Raw genomic sequence first — 22,708 nt, 5'->3', positions numbered from 1 at the left:
CGCTGGCGCATGCCGTTGGACAGGCCCGAGGCCTGTTTGTCCATGCTGTCGGCCAGGCCGACCCGTTCGAGATAGTATTCCACCACATCCTGACGCTCGGCCTGGCTGGCGTTTGGATAGACCCTATCGACACCAATAGAGACGTTTTCCTTGGCGGTGAGCCAGGGGAACAGATTTGGAGACTGGAACACCACGGCGCGTTCGGGGTTGGCGCCTTCGATATGTTTGCCATCCAGCCGGATGCCGCCCTTGGAAATCGGGTTCAGCCCCGCTGCCATGGTCAGAACCGTGGATTTCCCACAGCCAGAATGGCCAATCAGACTGATGAATTCACCCTTCTTCACCTTGAGGTCAAAATCCTCCACCACGGTGAGCGGCCCCTTGGGGGTCGGGTAGACCTTGTGCAGCTGCGAAAACACCAGGTAGCGATCTTCCAGCGCGCCCTTCTGTGCCTCTGCCACCGCCGAGGGCACACCGTGGATCGGAGTTGCATCCGGCAGGCTGCGGGTCTCTTCGATCTTGGAGGCGATGCCCACATCCATCAGGTATTTGGTGACCTGGGCCCGCAGGGCTTTGAACATCTCGTCGTCGTTCATTGCACCGCGGTCGCGCGGGCGTGGGATATTGACCTTGACCGGCTCGGCCAGGGTGCCATCCGGGTTTAGCGGGATGATGCGGTCGGCCAGCAGGATTGCCTCGTCAACGTCATTGGTGATCAGGATGCAGGTCTTTTTCTCCTGCTCCCAGATGTCCAGGATCTCATCCGCCAGATTGGCACGGGTCAGCGCGTCCAGCGCAGAGAGTGGTTCATCCAGCAGCAGCATCTCGGGGTTCATCGCCAAGGCGCGCGCCACGGAAACCCGCTGGCGCATACCGCCAGAAAGCTCCGCCGGACGCCGGGCAGTGGCATGGGACAGGCCCACCATGGCGACATAGTGGTCGATCTTGGCCTGACGTTCCTCGGTCGAGAGTTTCGGGAAAACCGCATCCACCGCGAGGCCGATATTGCCGCCAACAGTGAGCCAGGGCATCAGCGAGTAGCTCTGGAACACCAGCCCGCGTTCGGGACCGGGGGCGGTGATTGCCTCGCCTTTGAAGGTGACGCTGCCGCTGTCGGGCATTTCCAGCCCCGCAACCAGGTTCATCAGGGTCGATTTTCCGGTGCCCGAGAATCCGAGGATGGCGACAAACTCGCCCTCACTGACCTCGAGGTTGATGTTCTTCAGCACCTCAACACGGTTGGTGCCCTGGCCAAAGCCCTTGGAGACGTTTTCGAACTTGAGAATACTCATGGGTCTCACCGGTTTTCTGTAAAGGTGAACATTGACTGCAGGGCGAACATGACGCGGTCGAGCAGGAAGCCGATGATGCCGATGGTAAAGACAGCAACCATGATCTTGGCCAGCGACTGCGAGGAGCCATTCTGGAATTCGTCCCAGACAAACTTGCCAAGGCCAGGGTTCTGCGCCAGCATTTCAGCGGCGATCAGAACCATCCAGCCAACCCCCAGCGACAGGCGCAGACCAGTGAAGATCAGCGGCAGGGCCGAGGGCAGCACCAGCTTGGTGATTTTGGAATAGGTGCTCATCTTCAGAACCTTGGAGACGCTGATCAGATCCTTGTCGATGGAAGCAACCCCCAAGGCGGTGTTGATCAGGGTGGGCCAAAGCGAACAGAGCGTCACGGTGATGGCCGAGACCAGGAAGGATTTGGAGAACATGCCGTCATTGGTGGCATAGACGGCAGAGACAACCATGGTCACAATCGGCAGCCAGGCCAGCGGGCTCACCGGTTTGAAGATCTGGATGATCGGGTTGATGGCGGCATTGGCGGTGGGCGACAGGCCCGCCATAATGCCCAGCGGAATGGCAATGACCGACCCGATCAGGAAGCCAAAGAAGACGGTTTTGATCGAGGTCCAGATCTGCTGATAATAGGTGGGTTTGCCAGTATAGGTCCGGTGGCGCACCTTGTCGGATTTGCCCGCCTCGATCAGCTTGGCGTTGCGCGCGTCCTGGCGTTCATAAAAGGCCAGGGCCTTTTCGCCCTCGCGCACCGCATCGGCATGGAGGTTTCCGACCTGCTCCCAGACCTGTGCCGGGCCGGGAATGGCGCCCAGCGAGGTTTGCACTTTGGGGACCAAAGTCGCCCAGCCAAAGATAAACAGGCAGATCGCCAGCAAAGGCACCCCCAAGAGCCGCCAGATCTCAGAAACCTGCGCCCGTGGATTGTCCCCGGCGGCGGCTTTCAGAATGGGCGTCAGCCAGGCGAGCCCCAGCACTTGGAACCAGGCATCTGCCTTGTTGATGCGCGTGAAAAGACGGGCGCGACGGGCTTCGGCGGCGAGTGTATCTGGGTCAATGGCGGTCATTGCGGGGCCTATGATCTGGAGGAATGGGTAGAGGAGTTGCCCGCCGCAACTTCTGGCGCGGCGGGCAGGGGCGTTAGTTCAGGATTTCAGAGCCAGAGACGGTCTGCGTACCTTTGAGGCCAATGGGCAGGCTTTCGAGGTAGGCGTTGGGGCTGCGACCGTCGTAGGCGATACCATCGATGATATCTTCGGCAGGGGTCGGGGCCTTGAAGCCATCGCTGTCCCAGGGGAAGTCGGCCTCATTTGCCAGTTCCTCATCCACCAGCATGCGCGCGGCCTGCAGATAGATGTCGGGGCGGTAGACCGATTTGGCGGTGTCAAAGAACCATTCATCCGATTTGGCCTCGGCGATCTGACCCCAGCGGCGCATCTGGCTGAGATACCAGATCGCATCCGAATAGAAGGGGTAGGTGGCGTTGTAGCGGAAGAAGACGTTGAAATCGGGAACTTCGCGGACGTCGCCTTTTTCATATTCAAAGGTGCCGGTCATCGAGTTGGCGATCACCGCCTCATCTGCGCCAACATATTCAGACCGCGACAGAATTTCGACCGCTTCGGCGCGGTTGGCATTGTCGTTTTCGTCGAGCCAGATGGCCGCACGGATCAGCGCCTTGGTCAGGGCGATGGTGGTATTGGGGTTCTCTTCGGCAAATTCAGCCGAGATGCCAAAGACCTTTTCCGGGTTATTCTTCCACAGTTCATAATCGGTCACGACAGGGACACCGATGCCTTTGAACACGGCCTGTTGGTTCCAGGGCTCACCCACGCAGTAGCCAAAGATGGTACCGGCTTCCATGGTGGAGGGCATCTGCGGCGGAGGCGTCACGCTGAGGAAGACATCGGCGCCAATCTGGCCGGTAACATCCTCGGGGGAGTAATAGCCTGGCTCCAGACCACCGGCGGCCAGCCAGTAACGCAGTTCGTAGTTATGGGTGGAGACCGGGAAAACCATGCCCATTTTGAACGGCACGCCCTGGTCTTTGTAGTCTTCGACAACAGGGGCCAGAGCGCTGGCGCTGATCGGATGCTGCGGACGGCCATCGTCCATCAGCGGGATATGCGGCTTCATCTGCTCCCAGATGTCATTGGAAACGGTAATGCCGTTGCCGTTCAGGTCCATCGAGAAAGGCGTGATGATATGGGCCTCGGTGCCGTAGCCGATGGTGGCGGCCAACGGCTGGCCTGCCAGCATATGGGCGCCGTCGAGTTGACCGTCGATCACGCCGTCCAGCAGTACTTTCCAGTTGGCCTGGGCTTCGAGCGTGACAAACAGGCCTTCGTCCTCGAAGTAGCCATTTTCATAGGCCACAGCCAGGGGGGCCATATCGGTCAGCTTGATGAACCCAAGGGTGAGCTCGTCTTTTTCAAGGTCCAGCAGTTCAGCCATTGCAGGGCTGGCGAGAAGGGTGCTGGAGGCGAGAAGCCATTTGAGAGTTTTCATTTGTTCGCTTCCTCTAAAACACAAAAAACCGCACGATTGACGCACGCGGGAGGAGGGGCGTGCACAATCGAGCGGCTTTGCTCTTAAATTCAGTAGCTGACAGCGTTGTCAGCCTGACGGGCATCGTTGCCCTGTAGTGATACTGCCGGTCTGATCTGGCAGGTTCTAGGAAAAACCCTGCGCGGCTGGCGAACTATTTCTGCAATGCAGCATTCGCCTAGTTTTTGGGCAGCTTTGCTGACGTAAAGTCGAATACCGCGCCATTAAAAAACCCGTCCGGTCCGAGAATCATCTCTCCCATGGTGGAAGAAACCGCTGTGGGGCGACCCATGGCGCCTTCGATTTTTTCCGAGGCGCCGGGCAACTCGACCCCTATGGGGGCCAGCGCGGCGCGGTAGAGATCGGTACGAAAACAGGCACGAGCGGCGTCGCGGGCGGGCTCCACCTCGAGCCCGTGCCAGCCCGACAGGAAATCAGCAATCCAGCTGGCCTGGCTGCGCCAGGGGAAGTTTGCGGCGCTTTGGTAAAACCGCAAGAAGTGATCTGTTTGTCGGGGTGACTGGCCTAGTTTGGTGGTGAGCCGATGGGTCAGGGCCGGATCAATGGCCTGTTCGGGCAGGTCCAGATGCTGGCTGCGGGCCAGAATGCTGACGGCCAGCGGCGTGTTCCGAGGCTGGTCCAGCCAATTCGCGGCCTTTGACAGGGCGCGGATCATTGCCTGACAGGTCTCTTGGTTTTGCTCGGCCCAATCGTGGTGCACGCCCAGCACCTTTTCAGGCGCAAACTCCCAGATGCTGGAGCCGGGCAGCACCAGCGTGGCATCGCTTTGCTGTACGGCCACCGTGCCCCAGGGCTCACCCACACAGAACATATCAAGCGTGCCATCGCGCACTGCCTCGGCCATTTTGGGCGGCGGCACCGTGACAATCTCGATCCGCTCCGCCGCATAGCCGGGGGCCTGAGACAGCCAGGTCTCTAGCAACATTCGGTGCATGGAAAACGGAAAAGGCACCCCAATGCGCAGCCTCTGGGTGCTGACCTCAAACAGGGCGGCAGAGGTTGCCTGCGGGGTAGAGAAACTGTTGCGCCAGCCGATGGCCTGCAGCTGCTGGTCCAGCGCGGCAGAAATGCCAATCACCGTGCCATTCACCGACAGAACCATCAGCGCATCAATGCGGGTGGCGACGCCGCCCAGCCCCAGGGACATGGCAACCGGCATAGGGGACAGCATATGGGCAAACTGGATCTGGCCAAAGGCCAGCCTGTCACGCAGGGCAGACCAAGAGGGCTGTTTCATCAGCTGCAGATCCAGGCCTTCCTCGGCGGCAAAGCTCAGCTCTTTGGCGATGATCAGCGGCGCGCAGTCCACCAGCGGCAGGTAGCCACAGTTTATCCGTGTCATCTTCATTGCAGCAATTCGGCGGCTGTGACCAGGGCGGTAGCCACGTCGATCACCTTGCGCCCCTGATCCATCGCGGTTTTGCGCAGCAGACTATAGGCCTCATCCTCAGAGATGCCCCGCGCTGCGATCAGTAGCCCCTTGGCGCGATCAATCGTCTTGCGATCGGCCAGCGCTTGTTTTGCCGCCTCCAGTTCGGTCTGCATTTTGGTGATCATTTTGAACCGGGCAATGGCGGTTTCCAGCACCGGTTTGATGCGATCCTTTTGTAGCCCGTTCACCACATAGGCGCTGAGCCCCGATGATATCGCGGCCTGGGTCATCGCCGCGTCGGTTTGATCAACAAACATGGCCACCGGACGGCTGCGAGCATTGGAGACAAAGCACAGATGTTCCAGGGTGTCGCGGTCCGGATTGGCCAGATCGATCAGGATAATGTCGGGGTCTTGCTGCTGCAGGGTCCGTTCCAGCGCCGAGGCTGAGGACAAAACGGTGGCATTGTTCCAGCCGCCGTCCTGCAAGGCCTGCAAGATCTCTTGCGCCTTTGCTTGGTCAGCTTCGACCACCAGTATGTTCAGATCTTTGTGCACCCAGTCTGCCTAGCTCTAATCCAGAGGCTGGCACCATGCATTGGGGCTCACATATGCCAGGGCTCGACGGTTTTGCTCTCTTGTTGAGCTTGATTGATCAAAGTGCTCAAAAAATAGGCTGTGATGTGCCGGGTCTGGGGTGCGGATTTGCCACTGTCCTTAAGGTTTAAGGCGGCCAAAGATTTCATCCCATGGGAGGATGCGTAATCTCGTCGAGATTTCTAAGGCCATAGGATCTGAAAAATATGTTTCGCAAATTGCTTGAGGCTCTTGTTGGAGAGATCAAATCCGTCGATGCGGCGGCATGGAACGCGCAGGGCCGCGCCTTTGCCGGGTTCAATTCAGCGGAGCTGACCGAATTTCATCAGGGTCGCAAAGATCTGCCTGATCTAAAAGAAGACCCTCGAACGCCGGAAATGGGGGCCACGGTTCTATCCAAGGTAGTTGAACTGAACGAAGAGGGCCGTGCCAAAGAAGTGCGCGCTATGTTTGATCCTGCCCATTCGCCCTTTATTGCTGAAATGGAGAAAAGCCAGCGTGGGATGACCTTCTGCGCAATTCTGGGCCCGGATGAGTTTCTGGTACAGCAGGGGACTTATTATCAAGAGACCACCACCTGGCATATTCGCGGAAAAAAGATTTCTAAAGCCGCACGGCTGGCGGCCTTCGCCTGGTCGCGCAATCGCCAGCATTTCCTCACGGTCCTTCCAGACGGTCGGGTGACGCTTGCCCCAGGTTACGGCGCTGAACCTGTACAGGACGTTATGGTAGTTTCGGGGGCTTCCTTTGTGCCAGCTGATCTGCCCGATGCATTGAAAGACGCCTTTGAGGCGCCCCGCGATGATCTCGGGTTATCCCATGTGGCTGTCTCTGATGATGGCAGCAAAATCCTCCTGTGTGACGCCAATCGCGGCGTTGTGCTTTTGTACAAAAGCGGTAGCGAATGGGCCAGCCAGCTGATCTATCCCGCAGTGCATCTTAGCTTGGTTGAGGATATGCGCGAGATGTTGCAAGAGGACGAAGAGTATCGCCCCTGGTTGGACATGCTGCATGCGACGCTGAGCCCGGATGGCAGGTTTGTTGCTGTTGGCCATCAAAGCGATGGTCATCATCTGGTTGATATTCAGGATCCTGCAAGCCCCAAGACCTATGCAATGCTAGGCCACTTGAGCGAATATCCTCACGATGCCTGTTTTAGCGATGACAGTGGTCAAGTGGCGTTTAACTCCTGTCATTTCTACAATGGGATCACCTTCTCTAGCGAGATTAATGAGGTAGAGGGGCTCGAAACTTCGCTAGGGGAACAGCACAAATCGCAAACCATCCTCAATTCCTATCTTCGGGTCTATGCCTCCGGGTTTGTTCCCGCGTCAATGACTTTGTCGGCAGAGGAGGGTGGCTTTCTTTTGGCGGGGTCGGGTTTCACAAACTGCGTGACAGCGGATGGGCAGGTGCTCTGGGAAATGGAGCATGGTTCAAGCGCCGGTGGCGTTGATGTCTGTCCCAAAACGGGCCAGGTCCTGCTCGCCAGCTATTCGGGTTTTTTGCATCTTCTGGACCCAAAAGAGCAGCAAGATCCGCCACTTCTGTCGGGTTATCAGGCCCCGACAGAGAAACGTCGCTGGATTTTTTGGGATCAATTGGAGCAACCACTCATCTGGTAACTGCGCCCGCCTGGCCTGAGGCCCGGTGATACATCCGAAAAACATGCGCAATTCGGTTGGCGACCCCGGCAGGATTCGAACCTGCAACCTGCCCCTTAGGAGGGGGCTGCTCTATCCAGTTGAGCCACGGGGCCGGGCCTGTTTACGCGATAGCAAATGATCTGCCCTACCACAATGAGGCGCAGTGCGTCGGGGGCCGAGATTATTCCCAACCGCAATCATGCGCCTGAGGTGCTGCGCCCCATTGTACTGCGGGCGCGCACTGGCTAACCTTGAAACAGCAGCAAAACATGAGGCCTTAGAACGTGACCACGGAAAACAAGCGCCCGCTCACTCTTCGCGATGTATCAGAAGCCACGGGCGTGTCCGAAATGACGGTGAGCCGCGTGTTGCGCAACCGCGGTGATGTTTCGGAAAAGACCCGCGTCAAGGTCCTGACCGCCGCCAAGGAACTGGGCTATGTGCCCAACAAGATCGCTGGCGCGCTCGCCTCCAAACGGGTCAATCTGGTGGCGGTTATCATCCCTTCGCTGTCCAATATGGTTTTCCCCGAGGTGTTGACCGGCATCAATCAGGTGTTGGAAAACACTGTGTTGCAACCGGTGGTTGGGGTGACAGACTATCAGCCCGAAAAAGAAGAAAAAGTCCTGTATGAGATGCTGTCCTGGCGGCCTTCGGGGGTGATCATTGCCGGGCTGGAACATACCGAAGCGGCGAGGGCGATGCTCAATGCCGCGGGTATTCCAGTGGTCGAGGTGATGGATACCGATGGCAAGCCGGTGGATGCCATGGTGGGGATCTCGCACCGTCGCGCAGGCCGCGAAATGGCCAAGGCCATCCTCAAGGCCGGCTATCGCCATATCGGGTTCATGGGCACCAAGATGCCGCTGGACCACCGCGCCCGCAAGAGGTTCGAAGGCTTCACCGAGGCGTTGGCCAAGGAAGGAGTCGAAATCGAAGACCGGGCGTTTTATTCCGGCGGCTCGGCCCTGGCCAAAGGGCGGGAGATGACACAAGAGATGCTCGAACGCTCTCCTGAGTTGGATTTCCTCTATTATTCCAACGATATGATTGGCGCGGGTGGGCTGCTCTATCTAATGGATCAGGGCATTGACGTGCCGGGCCAGATTGGTCTGGCCGGTTTCAACGGGGTTGAACTGCTCCAAGGTCTGCCGCGTCAGCTGGCCACCATGGATGCCTGCCGGTTGGAGATTGGGCGGAAGGCGGCCGAGATCATAGCGGCGCAGCTGGATGACCCCGAAGCCGATCCGGAGCGCCATGTGACCCTCACCCCCACCATATCCTATGGTGATACGCTCAAGCGGCGCTGATGGCGCTGCCACGGCTTGCAAACGCGGAGGCGCGGCGGTTGTTCATGGACCGTCATGCCCTGTTGGAGACACCCAGCGGTGGCTCCAAAGGCGAGGATCTGTTGCATCTGCTGTCGCGGCTGGGGTTTGTCCAGCTCGACAGTATCAATACTGTGGCTCGCGCCCATGATATGATCCTTTATTCGCGTCGGCCCAGCTACCGGCCTCAGCACCTCACCGATCTTTATCACGGTGGAGGCGCGCTGTTTGAGCATTGGACCCATGATGCGGCGATGATCCCACTGGCGTTTTATCCGCAGTGGCATCTGCGGTTTCAGCGCGACGAAGAGCTGCTGCGCAAACGCTGGCGCAACTGGCGCCGGGATGGGTTTGAGGCGCAGTTTGAAACTGTGCTCAGTCACATCCGCGATCATGGGCCGGTCAGCTCCTCTGATCTGGGCAAGGATGAGAAAAAGAACTCGGGCGGCTGGTGGGACTGGCATCCGTCAAAGACCGCGCTGGAGTATCTGTGGCGCACCGGGGCGCTGACGGTGATTGGTCGCTCTGGGTTTCAAAAGCGCTACGATCTGACCGAACGGGTGATCGATGAAGGCCTGCTTGCGCCTGTTGAGTCGGTGGATCCGGCGGCGACGGTGGATTGGCTGTGCAAAAATGCCCTGGACCGGCTTGGCTTTGCCACGCCAGCAGAGCTTGCCGCATTCTGGGATACGGCCAGCAACGCAGAGGCGCGGAGCTGGTGCCTAGAGGCCAAGGCCCGTGGGGCGATTGAAGAGATTGAGATTGCGGCCACGGATGGAAGCCTGCGCAAGAGCTATGCCCGTCCAGGGGTGATTGAACATGCGGCAGAGCTAGGGCCTGCGCCGGGTCGCATGCGGGTGCTCAGCCCCTTTGATCCGATGCTGCGCGATCGCAAACGGGCCGAGCGGCTGTTTGGTTTCTTCTACCGGATCGAGGTTTTTACCCCGGCGCCAAAGCGCATCTATGGCTATTATGTCTTCCCCCTGATCGAGGGGCAAAGGCTGGTGGGCCGGATTGATATGAAGGCGGACCGCCCAAAGGAATGCCTGCGGGTCAGTGCCCTGTGGCCCGAGCGCGGCGTCAAGTTTTCTGCCACGCGGGTCAAACGGCTGGAGGCTGAGTTGGAGCGGGTGGCGCGGTTTTCTGGCCTCAGCACTGTTGCCTTTGCGGATGGCTGGCTGCGCGACCCGGTTTGACAGCGAACTGAGCCTTCGCCCGGTCGGGAGCGGAACGCGCCCGCCGTGGGGCGGGTGGACGCGTTTCCGTCACTGGCGTGACGGATCAAAAACTACTCAGGCCTCAGGTTGGTTTCGATCACCGCGCGGTAATCTGCCGGGGCCGGGCGGGCTTTGAACTCGGCAGGGTCGATAAAGACGCAGGTAAACCGCCCCTCAAAACAGAGCGTGCCGTTCTGGCGGGCATTAACGCGAAAGGTCACCGATTTGGTGCCGATTGCAGCGGGCCAAACTTCACAATCCAACCTGTGGCGCGGGGTGACGGGCGCGCGGAACTCCAGCCCCATGCTGACAAAAGGCGTGCCGGTGCCGCGATCCAACTCCATCTGATACCAGCCGTCGCCCTGCAGATGGTGCTCCCACCAGGCGTCGATGGCTTCCAGCGCAAAACCGGGCAGATGGCCGGTGTAGGCGATCTGGGCCGGGTCGCAGTGGCCCCAGCCGACGCGGATTGAATGTACAAAGGCGCGGTTCTCTGCCCTGTTCGCCTGTTCTGACATCTCAACTCCTTTGCCTGTTTTCCGCTGTGACACCCTAGCCTTGGGGCAGGGGGCTTTCAAACCCGTGGGCTTGTATGGGCCAGAAAAAACCTCCCCCAGCAGCGCTGGAAGAGGGTATGTTTTCGGTCTGTGGCCGGGTTCTAATAAAAGAACAGGAGCAGCATCTGCCAAAGCGGTAGCAGCGGTAGCAGGGTAATGAAGGGAACAGCGACAAGGATGATAACGCGAACAATGTCAGAGCCAACAAAGAACATCACAGCCTTGTAGGTTTCGGTCATCTTGGTTTTGCGATCCATCGCGTTGATGATGAAGAGGTTCATCCCAACCGGCGGTGTGATCAGGCCGACCTCGACCACGATCAACACCAGAATACCAAACCAGATCGCGACATATTCCGCTTCGATGCGGTTGACGCGACCCTCGGTGACGCGAATGCCCAGTTCCTTCATCTGCTCGCGGGTCAGTTCAGTGCCAGTGGCGATGGCATCATGGATCGAGGCGAGCATCTCTGGCCCCATGCCTTCAGGCACTCCGTTATACAGCACCTCCAATGCCACGCCGGCCTGGATATCAACAAGCGATACGAGGCCAAAGTCCATCACCGAAATCACCGGGAAGAAGATTGGAATGGTCAGCAGGATCATCGAAAGGCTGTCCATCAGACAGCCAAAGAGCAGATAGAAGGCCAGGATCAGCGTCAGAACCATCCAGGGGCTATAGCCCTGGCTGACCACAAAATCTGCCAATTCCTGTGGCACTTTGGTTAGGGCGAGGAAGCCATTGTAAAAGCCGGCCCCCAACACGATGAAAAAAATCATCGCGGTGGAGCGTGCTGTCACCATGAAACTGTCGATCAGATTGGGGCGATCCAATCCGCCGTTCAACCAGGCAATCAAACCGGTGCCAAAGGCGCCAACGGCGGCCCCTTCGGTGGGGGTGAACAAACCGCCATAGATCCCGCCGACAACCAGGCCAAAAACCAAGAGCACCGGCCAGACCTTGACCAGGTTGGCAAAGCGCTCGGACCAAGGAATGGCAGGGCGGGTGCCGGCCGCCTTGGGGTAGAGGCGCACGTAGATCGAGATCACGATGACATAGCCGATGGCGGCCAGCAGACCGGGGATAAAGGCAGCAAGAAACAGCTTGGCGATGTTTTGCTCGGTTAGGATGGCATAGATCACCAACACAACTGAGGGCGGGATCAGGATGCCCAGGGTGCCGCCAGCGGCAAGCGTTGCAGTGGAGAAGCCACCGGCATAGCCGTATTGCTTCAGCTCTGGCAGAGCGACCCGACCCATGGTGGCAGCGGTCGCCAGCGAGGAGCCACAGATCGCACCAAAACCGGCGCAGGCACCGATGGCTGCCATGGCAACGCCGCCCTTCTTGTGGCCGGTAAAGCCTTCAGCGGCCTTGAACAGGGCTGAGGACATGCCGCCCAGCGTTGCAAAATGCCCCATCAGCAGGAACATCGGCACGATGGTCAGGGAATAGGAGGAGAAGGTTGTATAGGTCTCACTTTTGAGACGTCCAAAGGCCACCTGGGTGCCATCGGTGACTATGATAAGCCCGCCAAGGCCCACCAGGAACATCGATAGCCCAATAGGCACTCGCAGAAAGATCAGCCCCATCAGGACGGGAAAGGAGGCGATACCAATTTCAAGAGCAGTCACTGTTCACCCTCCACACCGTCCCAGATCTGGATACGGCCGGTAAAAAATTCATAAGTTCGTATGGCGGCCATATAGAGGCCGACAAGGGCGGCAATAATGGCGCCTATCAGGCTGGCGCCAAAGGCCCACCAGAGGGGGAATTCCAGCAGGAAAGAGGTCTCTCCATTGCCAAACTTGCTGATGGTGCCAGCAGCTAGACGCCAGGCGATCAACACCAGAACAGCGGCAAAGAGCATCTCTGTCACCATGCGCAGGAAGCGGTTCACACCACGCGGGAAGGCATTGGCGAGCACATCCACCGAGGCATGGCCCGCGGAGATCTGGCAGAGAGGCAGAAAGGCGAAGATGGCAAAGGCAACGCCGGCCTCGACCAGTTCAAAATCGCCATTGATTGGTCCGACTCCTAAGTCTAGCAACCATTGCCCGAATTCCGCGCCACGCTGCTCATATGCAGCAATAGCATCACTATCCAGCACTCCCAGTTTCCAGATCGGCACTCGAACTCTGAAACCGCTGTGCGCAGCGCCATTGAGCAGACGACCGACAATCGACAGGCAGGTCATAATGATCAGGAGAGAGAGGACCGCACCGCCGATAATGGCCATGGTTCTGGCCAGCCCCATCATGAGCTTGTGCATGGTAAAAACCCTTTATTGTACGCAAAGGGCCGCGGCACCGAATGCTGCTGCGGCCCTTTGACAGTATTTCTAGCTTACTTCACGTATTGTGGCGTGTATTTTTCGATCAGGTAAGAAGCTTCGTCCAGAAGCGCCTGACCGTCGATGCCTTTTTCAGTCATGTCAGCCAGCCATTTGTCATAGACAGGCTGCGCCAATGTGCGCCATTCGGCGGTCTGATCAGCGTCCAGGGTGACAACCTCGTTGCCATTGTCCAGCGCAGCTTCACGCGACGGGCCATCGGCATCTTCCATCACACCACCGGCAAAGACGGAGAATTCCAGACCGGAGTTCTCATCAATTGCGGCTTTCTGTGCGTCCGACAGGCTGTCGTACTTCTCTTTGTTCATCGCCAGAACAAAGGTCAGGGTGTAAAGCGCCTTGCCGGTGAACTCGGTGTGGCTTTCGACCAGTTCTGGCACTTTCAATGCGGCGGTGACTTCCCATGGGATGGTGGTGCCATCGATCACGCCTTTGGACAGGCTTTCAGGAATGGCCGGAACCGGCATGCCAACGGGGGTTGCGCCCAGCTGGGTCAGCAGCGAGTTGACCGAACGACCACCGCCACGAATTTTCATGCCCTGCAGATCGCCGGGGGCTTCAACCGGATCAGAGGTGTGGATGATGCCGGGGCCATGCACCCAGGTACCTAGGATCTGAACGTCTTTGAATTCAGTGTCCTTCATGTGCTTATCGAACATTTCCCAATAGGCGTGCGAAGTGGCACGGGCATTGGTCATCATGAAGGGCAGTTCAAAGACTTCGGTCGAAGGGAAGCGGCCTGGGGTATAGGCAACAACGGTCCAGACGATGTCGGCCACGCCGTCGATGGCCTGGTCCATCAGCTCTGGTGGCTTGCCGCCCAGCTGCATCGAAGGGTAGCGATCAATAGTGATCTCGCCGTTGGAAGAGGCTTCGACCTTATCGGCCCAAACGTCCAGGATCAGCTTTGGCACATTGGCCTGCGCTGGCAGGAACTGGTGCAATTTCAGTGTTACGTTTTCAGCAAATGCCGAAGTCGCACAGAGCGCTGCCAGTGCGGATGCACCTGCGACTCCAAGAAGCTTTCTGCGAGTGGTCATATGATTCCTCCCTTTTGACCTTCGTTCTTGCCATCCTATTGCCACCGTAGAACGATATTGCAACAAGAGGCCTAATTCTTTTCATTTCGATCTCAAATGACCGGGTTTGGTTCGTCAAACGAACCGACCAGCCTCCCTGCTATTGGGTGCATTTGTAACTATCAATGCTAGATTATGCATTTTTCACTCATGAAATTGCCGGTCAGGAGATCTGACTGATTCAGCAATTGATAATGTTACAAAATTCCCTCTCAGCATCATGATCTGATACATCTCAGCATTATACGCGGCGATTTTCAATCCCTCATGCCCAGGGGCTCCGGCGACAAGATCGCACAGGTGGTGCCGGTCTTTCTTCCCTTTTGGTTACGCCCGTTCTGATCCAGTTTAGGCGTTTCGACCGCCACTATGCAAAGCAAAGCTGGCCTTGCGAATGGACTCAGCGCACATACACTTGCCTATTTCGTACCTACAGTTGCGCAAAAGGCGCGTCCCTGCGGACGCGCCTTGATACAGTATAAAGGGCAGCAAGGGGCTTTGACGCTGGTCTTGCCCGCAACCCTTCTGTGTTCAGCGCATGACAAAGGGGTCGGGGATCGGATCATCCGAGGTGCGCAGCCAGACCGCCTTGACCTTGGTGTAGTCCAGCGCAGCCTGCAGGCCGCCCTCGCGGCCATGGCCGGACAACCCGTGGCCACCAAAGGGCGCAATCGGGGAGACAGCGCGGTAGGTATTGACCCAGACGATGCCAGCGCGAATGCCACGGATCATCCGATGCGCCCGCGTCAGGCTTTGGGTGAACACCCCTGAGGCGAGGCCAAACCGGGTGTCATTGGCGATGGCCAGGGCCTCGGCTTCGGTGTCAAAGCTGACCACCGACAGCACCGGGCCAAAGAACTCCCGGCTCAGGCAGGGGGCCTCTGGTGCGTCAGAACAATCCAGAATGGTTGGTGGGAAGAAATAGCCCGCGCCGGAAATGGCGCTGCCACCGGTGACCAGCTTGGCGCCCTGGTCGACGGATCTGGCAATCAGATCCAGCGCGAGGTCGCGCTGTGCCTGGGTACACAGCGGTCCGACTTCGGTAGCCATGTCATCGGGCGCGCCGATCACCACGGCTTCGGCCCTTTCCTTGAGCCGGGCCAAGAATTCGTCCTTGATCTTGTTTGATATCACCAGCCGCGACCCGGCCACGCAGCTTTGGCCTGTGGCGGCAAAGATGCCAGAGATCTGCGCGTTCACGGCGCTTTCAAGATCGGCATCGTCAAAGACAATAAAGGGCGATTTCCCACCCAGCTCCAGCGAGGTGGAGGCGAGATTTTCCGCTGAGTTGCGCACAATATGGCGGGCGGTCTCTGGCCCTCCGGTAAAGGCCACATGGGCGACCTTGGCATGGCTGGTAAGCGTGGCACCCGCGTTTGGGCCGCCAGTGATGACATTCAGCACGCCTGGCGGGAAACCGGCCTGATCAAAGATACGGGCAAACTCCAGCATCGGCGCCGGGGCCTCTTCCGAGGCTTTGAGCACCACAGTGCAGCCCGCGGCTAAGGCGGGGCCGATCTTGACCGCCGACAGAAACAGCTGCGAGTTCCAGGGCACAATGGCGGCCACCACACCGAGCGGTTCGCGCCGCAGCCAGACCTCCATATCGGGTTTGTCGATGGGCAGATGGGCGCCTTCGATCTTATCCGCCAGCCCGCCGTAGTAGCGGTAGTATTCAGCCACATAGGCAATCTGCGCCGAGGTCTCGCGGATGATCTTCCCGGTGTCGCGGGTTTCCAGCTCGGCCAGGCGCGGCGCATGTTCAGTGATCAGATCTGCAAGCCGCATCAGCAACTTGCCGCGCTGGCTGGCGGTCGTGCTGGCCCATTCGGCGCCAAAGAACGCATCTTCTGCGGCCTGCACCGCGCGGTCAACATCCGCATCACGCGCTTCGGGCATCTGCGCCCAGACAGTTCCTGTGGCCGGGTTCAGGCTGTCAAACCGGGCAGAGCCGTCTTCAAACCTGCCGCCAATATATTGCTGAAACTGCTGCATCTTCTGTCCTTATGTAAAGGCGGGCATGACCTGCGCGATGAACCGTTCAAGCGAGGCTTTCTTGCGTTCAAAACTCATGGAGGAATCTATCCAGAATGAATATTCATCATAGCCCAGAGCCTCATATTTTTTCAGCCGTTCAATGACCCCGGCGGGCTGATCAATCACCAGGTCGCGCTGCATTGCCTCTGGCGTGTAGAACGGATGGGCAGCAATTTCTGCATCCGAAAGCGGCGCGATCAACCCCTGCTCAACCGTGCGTTCGTTTTTGAACCAGGCGCCAAAATAGCAGTAGAACCGGTTCAGCTCCTCGGCGGCCAGGGTCACATCCTCGGCGCTCTCGGCCACATAGGTATGCAGCAAGAGCATGATCTTGGGGCGCGGGGTGTCGGGGAATTTGGCGCAGGCCTCGGTGAAGCGCTGCATCAGACTCTCGATTTCGACCTCGCCCTGCCAAAGCGGTGTGACCTGCACGTTGCAATGGTTGGCAACTGCAAATTCATGGCTGTTGGGATCGCGCGCCGCGACCCAGATCGGCGGGCCATCCTGTTGCACGGGCTTGGGAGAGGAGGTGGTTTTGGGGAAGGAGTGGAACTCCCCTTCCTGCGCATAATCACCCTGCCACAGGCCCTGCACGGCGGGGATCAATTCCCGCATCCGCTGGCCGGCCTCCCAGGCATCCATGCCGGGCATCATTCGTTCGTATTCAAAGGAATAGGCACCACGGGCTATGCCCAGATCCAGCCGTCCATCGGTGATAATATCCGTGAGCGCGGCCTCTCCCGCCAGCCGGATCGGGTGCCAGAAGGGGGCAATCACCGTGCCGGTGCCCAGGCGCACATTCTCGGTGTGGCGGGCCACATCAACGAGGTTCAGAAACGGGTTGGGCGAAATGGTGAAATTCATCCCATGGTGCTCGCCGGTCCAGATCGCATGCATGCCGCCGCGATCGGCGATTTTGCACAGTTCGATGAACTCATCATAGAGCTGTTTTTGATCCTGATCGGGTGAGATCCGTTCCATATGGGCAAAGAGGGAAAACTTCATATCGCTCAACTCCGCGAAGTGATGGTGCGGACGTCGCCGCTGGTTTGGGTGCCGTAGAACACACCGTAATTGCCCATGCGGCTCTCGCTGGCAAAACGGTCGAGCATGATGCGCAGGGCCGGGTCGGTGACCTCCATCATCGTCGAAGGGCTGAGCGGGGTGAAACAGCCCTGTTTGGGGGCGCCGTCTGCCGCCTGACAGAGGAAAGAAATATGCTGGTGTTCACGCGCCTTGTCTTCAAAGACTGAATAGATGAAACCCGGATCGGCCGAGAGGCCACTGGCCGCGATCAGCTCTGCCAATGCCGCCGAGGCGCCGGCCCGTCCAACCGGCATCTGCGGCAGGGTGAGCCCGCCATTGCCGTCATCCACCAGCAGCACCTCGCCCGCACGTTCAATCAAGGCTGAGACCACCAGATTGGCCTCCTGTGCCAGAGCTTCGGCCTCGGCCGCCGGGGTGACATAGGCACCACGGGCGTACCCCAGTCCCGGCGCGGTGCTGGTGTCAAATCCCTTGACCTCGCCGATCAGGATCACATGGTCGCCGGCCTCGACGGTTTTAAACATGCTGCAGTCAAACCAGGCGGACACTCCGGCCAAAATGGGCGAGCCCTGCGGGCCGACTTTCCAGGATACCCCGGCAAAGCGATCATCAGAGGGGCGGGCAAAGGTGTTGGAGATCTCTTTCTGATCTTCCGCCAGGATATTGACTGCAAATCCGCTGGCCTGTGTCAGGGCGGCGTAGTTGCGGGAGCTGTTGGCAAGGCAAACCAGTACCAAGGGCGGGTCCAGCGAGACCGAGGAGAAGGAATTGGCGGTAAAGCCGAGGGGCTGACCGGTTTTGTCATGGCTGGTGACCACGGTGACGCCGGTCATGAAGGTGCCAAAGGCATCGCGCAGGGCGCGTGGATCAAAAGCGGTTGCGGCCATTTGGGTCTCCTTGCTTGGGTCTCGCGGTCGCGCTGGGCGTTGCAGCCAGCGGGTCAGACTGGCGGTAACTTCGTTGGCGACGGTCAGGTTCACCATATGACGACCGGGGAGGATTTCCACCTCGCCGTTCTGGGCCTGGGCGGCCATGGCGCGGGCCATGTCGGGGGTGGAGTTGGGGTCGGCCTCGCCGGTCAGGGCCAGCAGCGGGCAGCCGATCTGGGACCAGCTGTCCGAATAGGTGGCATCGCCGCGGGCAAAGGCGCCATAGGCTGTCGCATAGCCGCTGGGGTCGACCTGCGACAGCCAGCCTGCAACCGCGCTGCGCGCCTGTTGCTCGGAAGGGCTATCACCAAACCAGCGGCTGAGCGGCGTTTCCAGGTCAATCCGGCCCGCCGCAATGTCATCAGCCCGGCCCAGCACCGCCGCGCGGGCCTCATCGGACCGGCAAAACACACCGTTGACCAGCGCCACCCGGCGCAGCATTCCGGGATAGGTGCAGGCAAAACCACCGGCAATCAATGCCCCCATGGAATGGCCCGCCAGATTGATCGGCCCGGTGTCCAGCGCCGTCAGTGCTGCCCGCAGCCATTCCACATGGGCGTGCAGGTCCGCTCCTGCAGGCAGGGGTGAGCTGGCACCATGGCCCGGCATATCCAGCGCCAGCACCCGGTGGGATTTTGCCAGGGTTTCAATCTGTGGACCCCAGGCGGCGCTTTGCAGCCCGACGCCGTGGATCAGCACCAGAGGCTCGCCCGAACCCGCAGCGAGAAAGCCTAGGCGGCCATAGGGCTCAGACAGCTGCAGGGTTGTCGACGTCATGGCCCAGATCCTTGAGGTCTTGGTAGCGGTCGCCAATGCGGTGATGCGGGCGGCCACCGATGGAGGCGCCGAGGGCCAGGACGATCTCATCCGCCGCCGGCGCATCCGCCACCGAACACTGAATTGTCAGGTAATGCGAGCGCCGCCCGCCGTCGTTCTTGTCCATCAAGGGGATCATCAAGGGCGCATTGGCCGGGCCACGGGTGTTGCAAAAGGCGAGATAGCTTTTGGCGCCGACGGCCTCGCGGTAGTGATTGCCAAACCGCAGGGTGTGGATCAGCGCCGAGGCATGTTCGACCTCGCCATCCAGCCCGACAATGGCGGATTTGCCGTAGCCTTCGACCAGCTCGCCTCCGCCTGCGGCTTCCAGCACCATTCGGGTCAGCATCTCGCCAAGCCCCGGTGCGCAGTCGTGGATTTCCGGCTTCAGATCTTCGACAAAGCCGCGCCCGGCCCAGGGGTTTTTGATCACCGCAATAGCGGCAATCAACTTGAGAGGCGTCTGGGCCTTTTTGCCGCCCTCGATCAGGGTGTCTTCGATGTGGAGCAGGGTTTTGCGGATGATGGCAGGCATTGGTGCACCTAAATCTGGAGAATCTTTCGTTCGCTTATGGTATACCATACTACCATTCGTCAAGATCCTGTTGTTTTGGCCCTGATGGGCTGGTAAACTGGGGCATGGAAAATCCTGATCTGACCCATCTTAAAATTGACCAACCCCCTGCAACCCTGCGGGCAATGGTGCAGGACAAAATGCGCGAGGCGATCTTTGCCGGATTGTTCCTGCCGGGGGAACGTCTGGTGGAACGGCCGCTTTGTGATCAGCTTGGGGTCAGCCGGACCGTTGTCCGGGAGACCATCCGCTATCTGGAGGCAGAGGGGCTGGTGGAAATCCAACCCCACCGCGGCCCAATTGTGGCGACGCTGAACTGGGATGATGCCCGTCAGATCTACGATATCCGCCGCCTTTTGGAGACATCAGCCGCCATGGCCTGTGCCTGCAACGCGACCCCGGCTTTGCATGGCGATCTTATGGAGGCGCTTGAGGCGCTGAAACAGGCCTTTGATGGGGCGCGACGGGATGCGGTGACGGAAGCCATGCCTGGCGCTTTGTTCAAGGCCTCGACCCAGTTCTACGAGGTGATGTTTGCGGCCGCTGGGCACCACATTGCCTGGGAGGTGGTCAATCGCCTGAATGGTCGCATCAGCCGTTTGCGGGCAATGACGCTTTCGGCGGGGCAGCGTAAAAAGCCAGGGCTTGCCCATATGCAGGCGATTTGTGATGCCATTGGCGCCGCCGATCCTGAGGCTGCGCGCCAAGCGGTTGAGACCCATCTGGAGGATGCCTCTGCGGTGGCCAAACGTCTGCTGACCGGAGAGGTTGCAGCCTGAAGGTTGCGACCTGAGGAGGGGGCGCCTGCGCCGCCGGTTGGGGCGGGCAAAACCGCGGGCGGTTTTAGACCTCCAGCGAGACCCAGAGCACCTGCGCGTCCTCTTCGCTGGTGGAAACGCAGCCATGGCCCATGCCGCTGTCATAATAAACCGAATCTCCGGCGGTCATCGGCAGCGGGCGATAATGTTCGGTATAGAGCACCAGATCACCGCTGATCACATACATGAACTCTTCGCCGCGGTGGCGCACCCAGCTTTCATATTCGGTAACATTGCGCGCCTTGATGGTGCTGATATAGGGCAGCATCCGCTTGCTGGTGAGCTCGGTGCACAGGAGCTCGTGATCATAAGTCTTGGTTTCCTGGTGCTCGCCGCGCCCGGACAAGGTGTAGTCACGCCGTCCGGAGATACTGTTTTGGGCGGATTGCACAAAAAGCTGCGGCGTTTCCAGCTCCAGCGTCTGCATCAGGCGGCGGATGATTTCAAAACTGGGCCTGGTCTGATTGTTTTCGATCTTTGACAGGGTGGAGCGGCCAATGGCGGCTGCCTTGGCCGCCTCTTCCAGGGTCAGGCCCTTTTCCTTGCGCGCGTCGCGAATCATTTTGCCCAGAACAACACCGTCCGGTGCCTCCATCGCCTCGGGCGCGAGCCCTGTTTCTTCTGACTGAACCGGTTCCATCTGGGCAAATTCTCCTGTTGCGGCTGAACCTTAGCTTTGATGTATCAGTCAGTCAAAATTTCATCACGAGATCTTTTGTTGCTTAAGAGGGAAAAGTTTCCTAAACGAACATTACGGAGCGTAACGGCGCTGATTCCCCAAAGGGGCGCGTCATGATCGGAAGGGGAGATTCTGATGCGCAGGTTGGATTTGATGTGTTGTGCAGCGGCCTCTGGTGGTCAGCCTGGTCTGTTGGAAGCAGCGCCTCTGCGCGCTCGCCTGTTCTGAAGGAGCTGCCAGATGACCGTCCAACTGCGCCCGCGCCACCCAGAAAAGGCTAAGCGGCCTGAGAGCATCGTGCCGCGCAAACCCCAATGGATCCGCAAGAAGAAGATCGAAAGCGCCGAGTATTACGAGACCCGTCGCCTGATGCGCGATCATGACCTTTCGACTGTTTGCGAAGAGGCCTCCTGTCCGAATATTGGCGAATGCTGGTCCAAGCGCCACGCCACCATGATGATCATGGGCGAGGTCTGCACTCGTGGCTGTTCCTTTTGCAACGTGATGACCGGACGGCCCGATGCGCTGGACGCTTTTGAACCCGGACGGGTGGCCCAAGCGGTCAAAAAGCTCGGCCTGCGCCATGTGGTGATCACCTCGGTGGACCGGGATGATCTGGCAGATGGCGGTGCCGCGCATATCGCCCAGACCATTCGCGCGGTGCGCCACCAGAACCCCGAAACAACTGTCGAAGTGCTGACGCCGGATTTTCTGGGCAAGGGCGCTGCGGCTCAGGTCGTGTTTGACGCAGCGCCGGATGTGTTCAATCATAACCTGGAAACCGTGCCGCATCTCTATGCGCGGGTCCGCCCCGGCGCGCGCTACTATACTTCGCTGCGGTTGCTGGATGACGCGAAACGGGCCAATCCGGCGCTGTTCACCAAATCTGGTCTGATGGTTGGGCTTGGCGAAACGCTGAGCGACCTGCGCCAGGTGATGGATGACCTGCGCGCTGCAGATGTCGATTTTCTCACCGTTGGCCAGTATCTTCAGCCAACCCCCAAGCATCACTCGATCGACCGTTTCTGGTCACCGGAAGAATTTGAACAGATTGAGCAGATCGCCCGCAACAAGGGCTTTCTCGGGGTGTCGGCGACGCCGCTGACCCGCTCGTCGTTCCACGCCGACGAAGATTTTGCCGCACTGAAACAGAGCCGGGACCGCAGCCTGGCCGCGCGTGTTTGACTGAAACGCATTGGGAGGAAAACCATGGAAGCGTTGAGTGACTTTGTAGGGGAAGTGAATGGTATCGTCTGGGGGGCACCAATGCTGGTGCTCATCCTCGGTGCTGGTCTCTTTCTGCAGGTTGGCCTGAAGTTCATGCCGATCCTGAAACTGGGCACTGGCTTTAGCCTGTTGTTCAAAGGCCGCGAAGATGGCGGCGAAGGCCAGATCAGCCCATTTAATGCGCTGATGACTTCGCTGTCGGCCACCATTGGTACCGGGAATATCGCCGGGGTTGCCACTGCGGTCTTTCTGGGCGGGCCGGGGGCTCTGTTCTGGATGTGGATGACCGCGCTGGTTGGTATGGCAACCAAATATGCCGAGGCGGTTCTGGCGGTGAAATACCGCGAACAGGATGAGCTGGGCAATTTTGTCGGTGGTCCGATGTATTACATCAAAAACGGTCTGGGCGCGAAATGGGCCTGGCTGGGCGCGGCTTTTGCCCTGTTTGGCGCCATCGCGGCCTTTGGCATCGGCAATGGTGTTCAGGCCAATGGCGTGGCCTCAGTTCTGGAAAGCAACTTTGGCGTCAATACCTCGCTCACCGGGGTGGTCCTGATGGTGCTT

Annotated in this window: 20 protein-coding genes and 1 tRNA gene; 6 read left to right on the top strand and 15 right to left on the bottom strand. The window is 59.1% G+C overall.

Annotated features, from left to right (window positions below; all coding sequences use genetic code 11):
• The 5 genes from ABJP42_RS19530 to ABJP42_RS19510 all read right to left on the bottom strand — a co-directional run.
• Nucleotides 1-1,292, bottom strand: a 1,292-nt coding sequence (locus ABJP42_RS19530) for an ATP-binding cassette domain-containing protein (protein WP_348343426.1), incomplete at its 3' end; no start/stop codon positions are given.
• A 5-nt stretch (nt 1,293-1,297) separates the two neighbouring features.
• Nucleotides 1,298-2,371, bottom strand: a complete 1,074-nt coding sequence (locus tag ABJP42_RS19525; protein ID WP_348343424.1) for an ABC transporter permease — start codon at nt 2,369-2,371, stop codon at nt 1,298-1,300.
• A 73-nt stretch (nt 2,372-2,444) separates the two neighbouring features.
• Nucleotides 2,445-3,812 (bottom strand): CmpA/NrtA family ABC transporter substrate-binding protein, encoded by a 1,368-nt coding sequence (locus tag ABJP42_RS19520; protein ID WP_348343422.1) that lies wholly within the window; start codon nt 3,810-3,812, stop codon nt 2,445-2,447.
• 217 nt (nt 3,813-4,029) lie between these two features.
• Entirely contained in the window at nt 4,030-5,214 is a 1,185-nt protein-coding gene (locus ABJP42_RS19515) for a CmpA/NrtA family ABC transporter substrate-binding protein (RefSeq protein ID WP_348343420.1), read from the bottom strand.
• Between the two features lie 2 nt (nt 5,215-5,216).
• Nucleotides 5,217-5,801 (bottom strand): ANTAR domain-containing response regulator, encoded by a 585-nt coding sequence (locus ABJP42_RS19510; RefSeq protein ID WP_348343418.1) that lies wholly within the window; start codon nt 5,799-5,801, stop codon nt 5,217-5,219.
• Between the two features lie 245 nt (nt 5,802-6,046).
• Between ABJP42_RS19510 and ABJP42_RS19505 the strand changes: the two genes are divergently transcribed.
• A complete protein-coding gene (locus ABJP42_RS19505; RefSeq protein WP_348343416.1) occupies nt 6,047-7,465 on the top strand; it encodes a WD40 repeat domain-containing protein in 1,419 nt (472 codons plus the stop codon).
• A 57-nt stretch (nt 7,466-7,522) separates the two neighbouring features.
• On the opposite strand, the gene ABJP42_RS19500 is transcribed toward ABJP42_RS19505, so the two are convergent.
• Nucleotides 7,523-7,599, bottom strand: a tRNA-Arg gene (locus ABJP42_RS19500).
• A 171-nt stretch (nt 7,600-7,770) separates the two neighbouring features.
• Here ABJP42_RS19500 and ABJP42_RS19495 point away from each other — a divergent pair.
• Together ABJP42_RS19495 and ABJP42_RS19490 are read left to right on the top strand one after the other, a co-directional pair.
• Nucleotides 7,771-8,796, top strand: a complete 1,026-nt coding sequence (locus tag ABJP42_RS19495; protein WP_348343414.1) for a LacI family DNA-binding transcriptional regulator — start codon at nt 7,771-7,773, stop codon at nt 8,794-8,796.
• Nucleotides 8,796-10,010, top strand: a complete 1,215-nt coding sequence (locus ABJP42_RS19490) for a winged helix-turn-helix domain-containing protein (RefSeq protein WP_348343412.1) — start codon at nt 8,796-8,798, stop codon at nt 10,008-10,010. The genes ABJP42_RS19495 and ABJP42_RS19490 overlap by 1 nt, the downstream gene beginning before the upstream one ends.
• Nucleotides 10,011-10,102: 92 nt before the next feature.
• Here the strand turns inward: ABJP42_RS19490 and ABJP42_RS19485 are convergent, their stop codons facing one another.
• The 8 genes from ABJP42_RS19485 to ABJP42_RS19450 all read right to left on the bottom strand — a co-directional run bounded on the left by ABJP42_RS19485 (nt 10,103) and on the right by ABJP42_RS19450 (nt 19,381).
• Nucleotides 10,103-10,549, bottom strand: coding sequence for an acyl-CoA thioesterase (locus ABJP42_RS19485; protein ID WP_348343410.1), 447 nt, complete (start codon nt 10,547-10,549; stop codon nt 10,103-10,105).
• Between the two features lie 140 nt (nt 10,550-10,689).
• On the bottom strand, nt 10,690-12,219 hold the full coding sequence (locus ABJP42_RS19480; RefSeq protein ID WP_348343408.1) for a TRAP transporter large permease: 1,530 nt from the start codon (nt 12,217-12,219) through the stop codon (nt 10,690-10,692).
• Nucleotides 12,216-12,857 carry a TRAP transporter small permease gene (locus tag ABJP42_RS19475; RefSeq protein WP_348343406.1) on the bottom strand — a complete coding sequence of 214 codons (642 nt, stop codon included), beginning with the start codon at nt 12,855-12,857 and terminating at the stop codon, nt 12,216-12,218. The genes ABJP42_RS19480 and ABJP42_RS19475 overlap by 4 nt, the downstream gene beginning before the upstream one ends.
• Before the next feature lie 74 nt (nt 12,858-12,931).
• Nucleotides 12,932-13,978, bottom strand: coding sequence for a TRAP transporter substrate-binding protein (locus ABJP42_RS19470; RefSeq protein ID WP_348343404.1), 1,047 nt, complete (start codon nt 13,976-13,978; stop codon nt 12,932-12,934).
• A 570-nt stretch (nt 13,979-14,548) separates the two neighbouring features.
• Nucleotides 14,549-16,012, bottom strand: coding sequence for an aldehyde dehydrogenase (locus tag ABJP42_RS19465; protein WP_348343402.1), 1,464 nt, complete (start codon nt 16,010-16,012; stop codon nt 14,549-14,551).
• A 9-nt stretch (nt 16,013-16,021) separates the two neighbouring features.
• Nucleotides 16,022-17,059 (bottom strand): LLM class flavin-dependent oxidoreductase, encoded by a 1,038-nt coding sequence (locus ABJP42_RS19460; RefSeq protein ID WP_348343400.1) that lies wholly within the window; start codon nt 17,057-17,059, stop codon nt 16,022-16,024.
• 5 nt (nt 17,060-17,064) lie between these two features.
• Nucleotides 17,065-18,807, bottom strand: a complete 1,743-nt coding sequence (locus ABJP42_RS19455) for an alpha/beta fold hydrolase (protein ID WP_348343398.1) — start codon at nt 18,805-18,807, stop codon at nt 17,065-17,067.
• On the bottom strand, nt 18,779-19,381 hold the full coding sequence (locus ABJP42_RS19450) for an amino acid synthesis family protein (protein ID WP_348343396.1): 603 nt from the start codon (nt 19,379-19,381) through the stop codon (nt 18,779-18,781). Before ABJP42_RS19450 ends, ABJP42_RS19455 begins: the two co-directional genes overlap by 29 nt.
• A 104-nt stretch (nt 19,382-19,485) precedes the next feature.
• Here ABJP42_RS19450 and ABJP42_RS19445 point away from each other — a divergent pair, with 104 nt between their 5' ends.
• Nucleotides 19,486-20,199, top strand: coding sequence for a GntR family transcriptional regulator (locus ABJP42_RS19445; RefSeq protein WP_348343394.1), 714 nt, complete (start codon nt 19,486-19,488; stop codon nt 20,197-20,199).
• 64 nt (nt 20,200-20,263) lie between these two features.
• Here the strand turns inward: ABJP42_RS19445 and ABJP42_RS19440 are convergent, their stop codons facing one another.
• Nucleotides 20,264-20,878, bottom strand: coding sequence for a helix-turn-helix domain-containing protein (locus ABJP42_RS19440; RefSeq protein WP_348343392.1), 615 nt, complete (start codon nt 20,876-20,878; stop codon nt 20,264-20,266).
• Nucleotides 20,879-21,157: 279 nt separating this feature from the next.
• Here ABJP42_RS19440 and lipA point away from each other — a divergent pair, with 279 nt between their 5' ends.
• Together lipA and ABJP42_RS19430 are read left to right on the top strand one after the other, a co-directional pair.
• Nucleotides 21,158-22,102, top strand: a complete 945-nt coding sequence (gene lipA, locus ABJP42_RS19435; protein ID WP_348343391.1) for a lipoyl synthase — start codon at nt 21,158-21,160, stop codon at nt 22,100-22,102.
• Nucleotides 22,103-22,126: 24 nt separating this feature from the next.
• A partial coding sequence (locus ABJP42_RS19430) for an alanine:cation symporter family protein (protein WP_348343390.1) occupies nt 22,127-22,708 on the top strand: 582 nt, incomplete at its 3' end.

The sequence above is a fragment of the Pseudophaeobacter sp. genome, from assembly GCF_039971195.1.
GTDB lineage: Bacteria > Pseudomonadota > Alphaproteobacteria > Rhodobacterales > Rhodobacteraceae > Pseudophaeobacter.
This window is presented reverse-complemented; position numbering and strand designations above follow the sequence as displayed.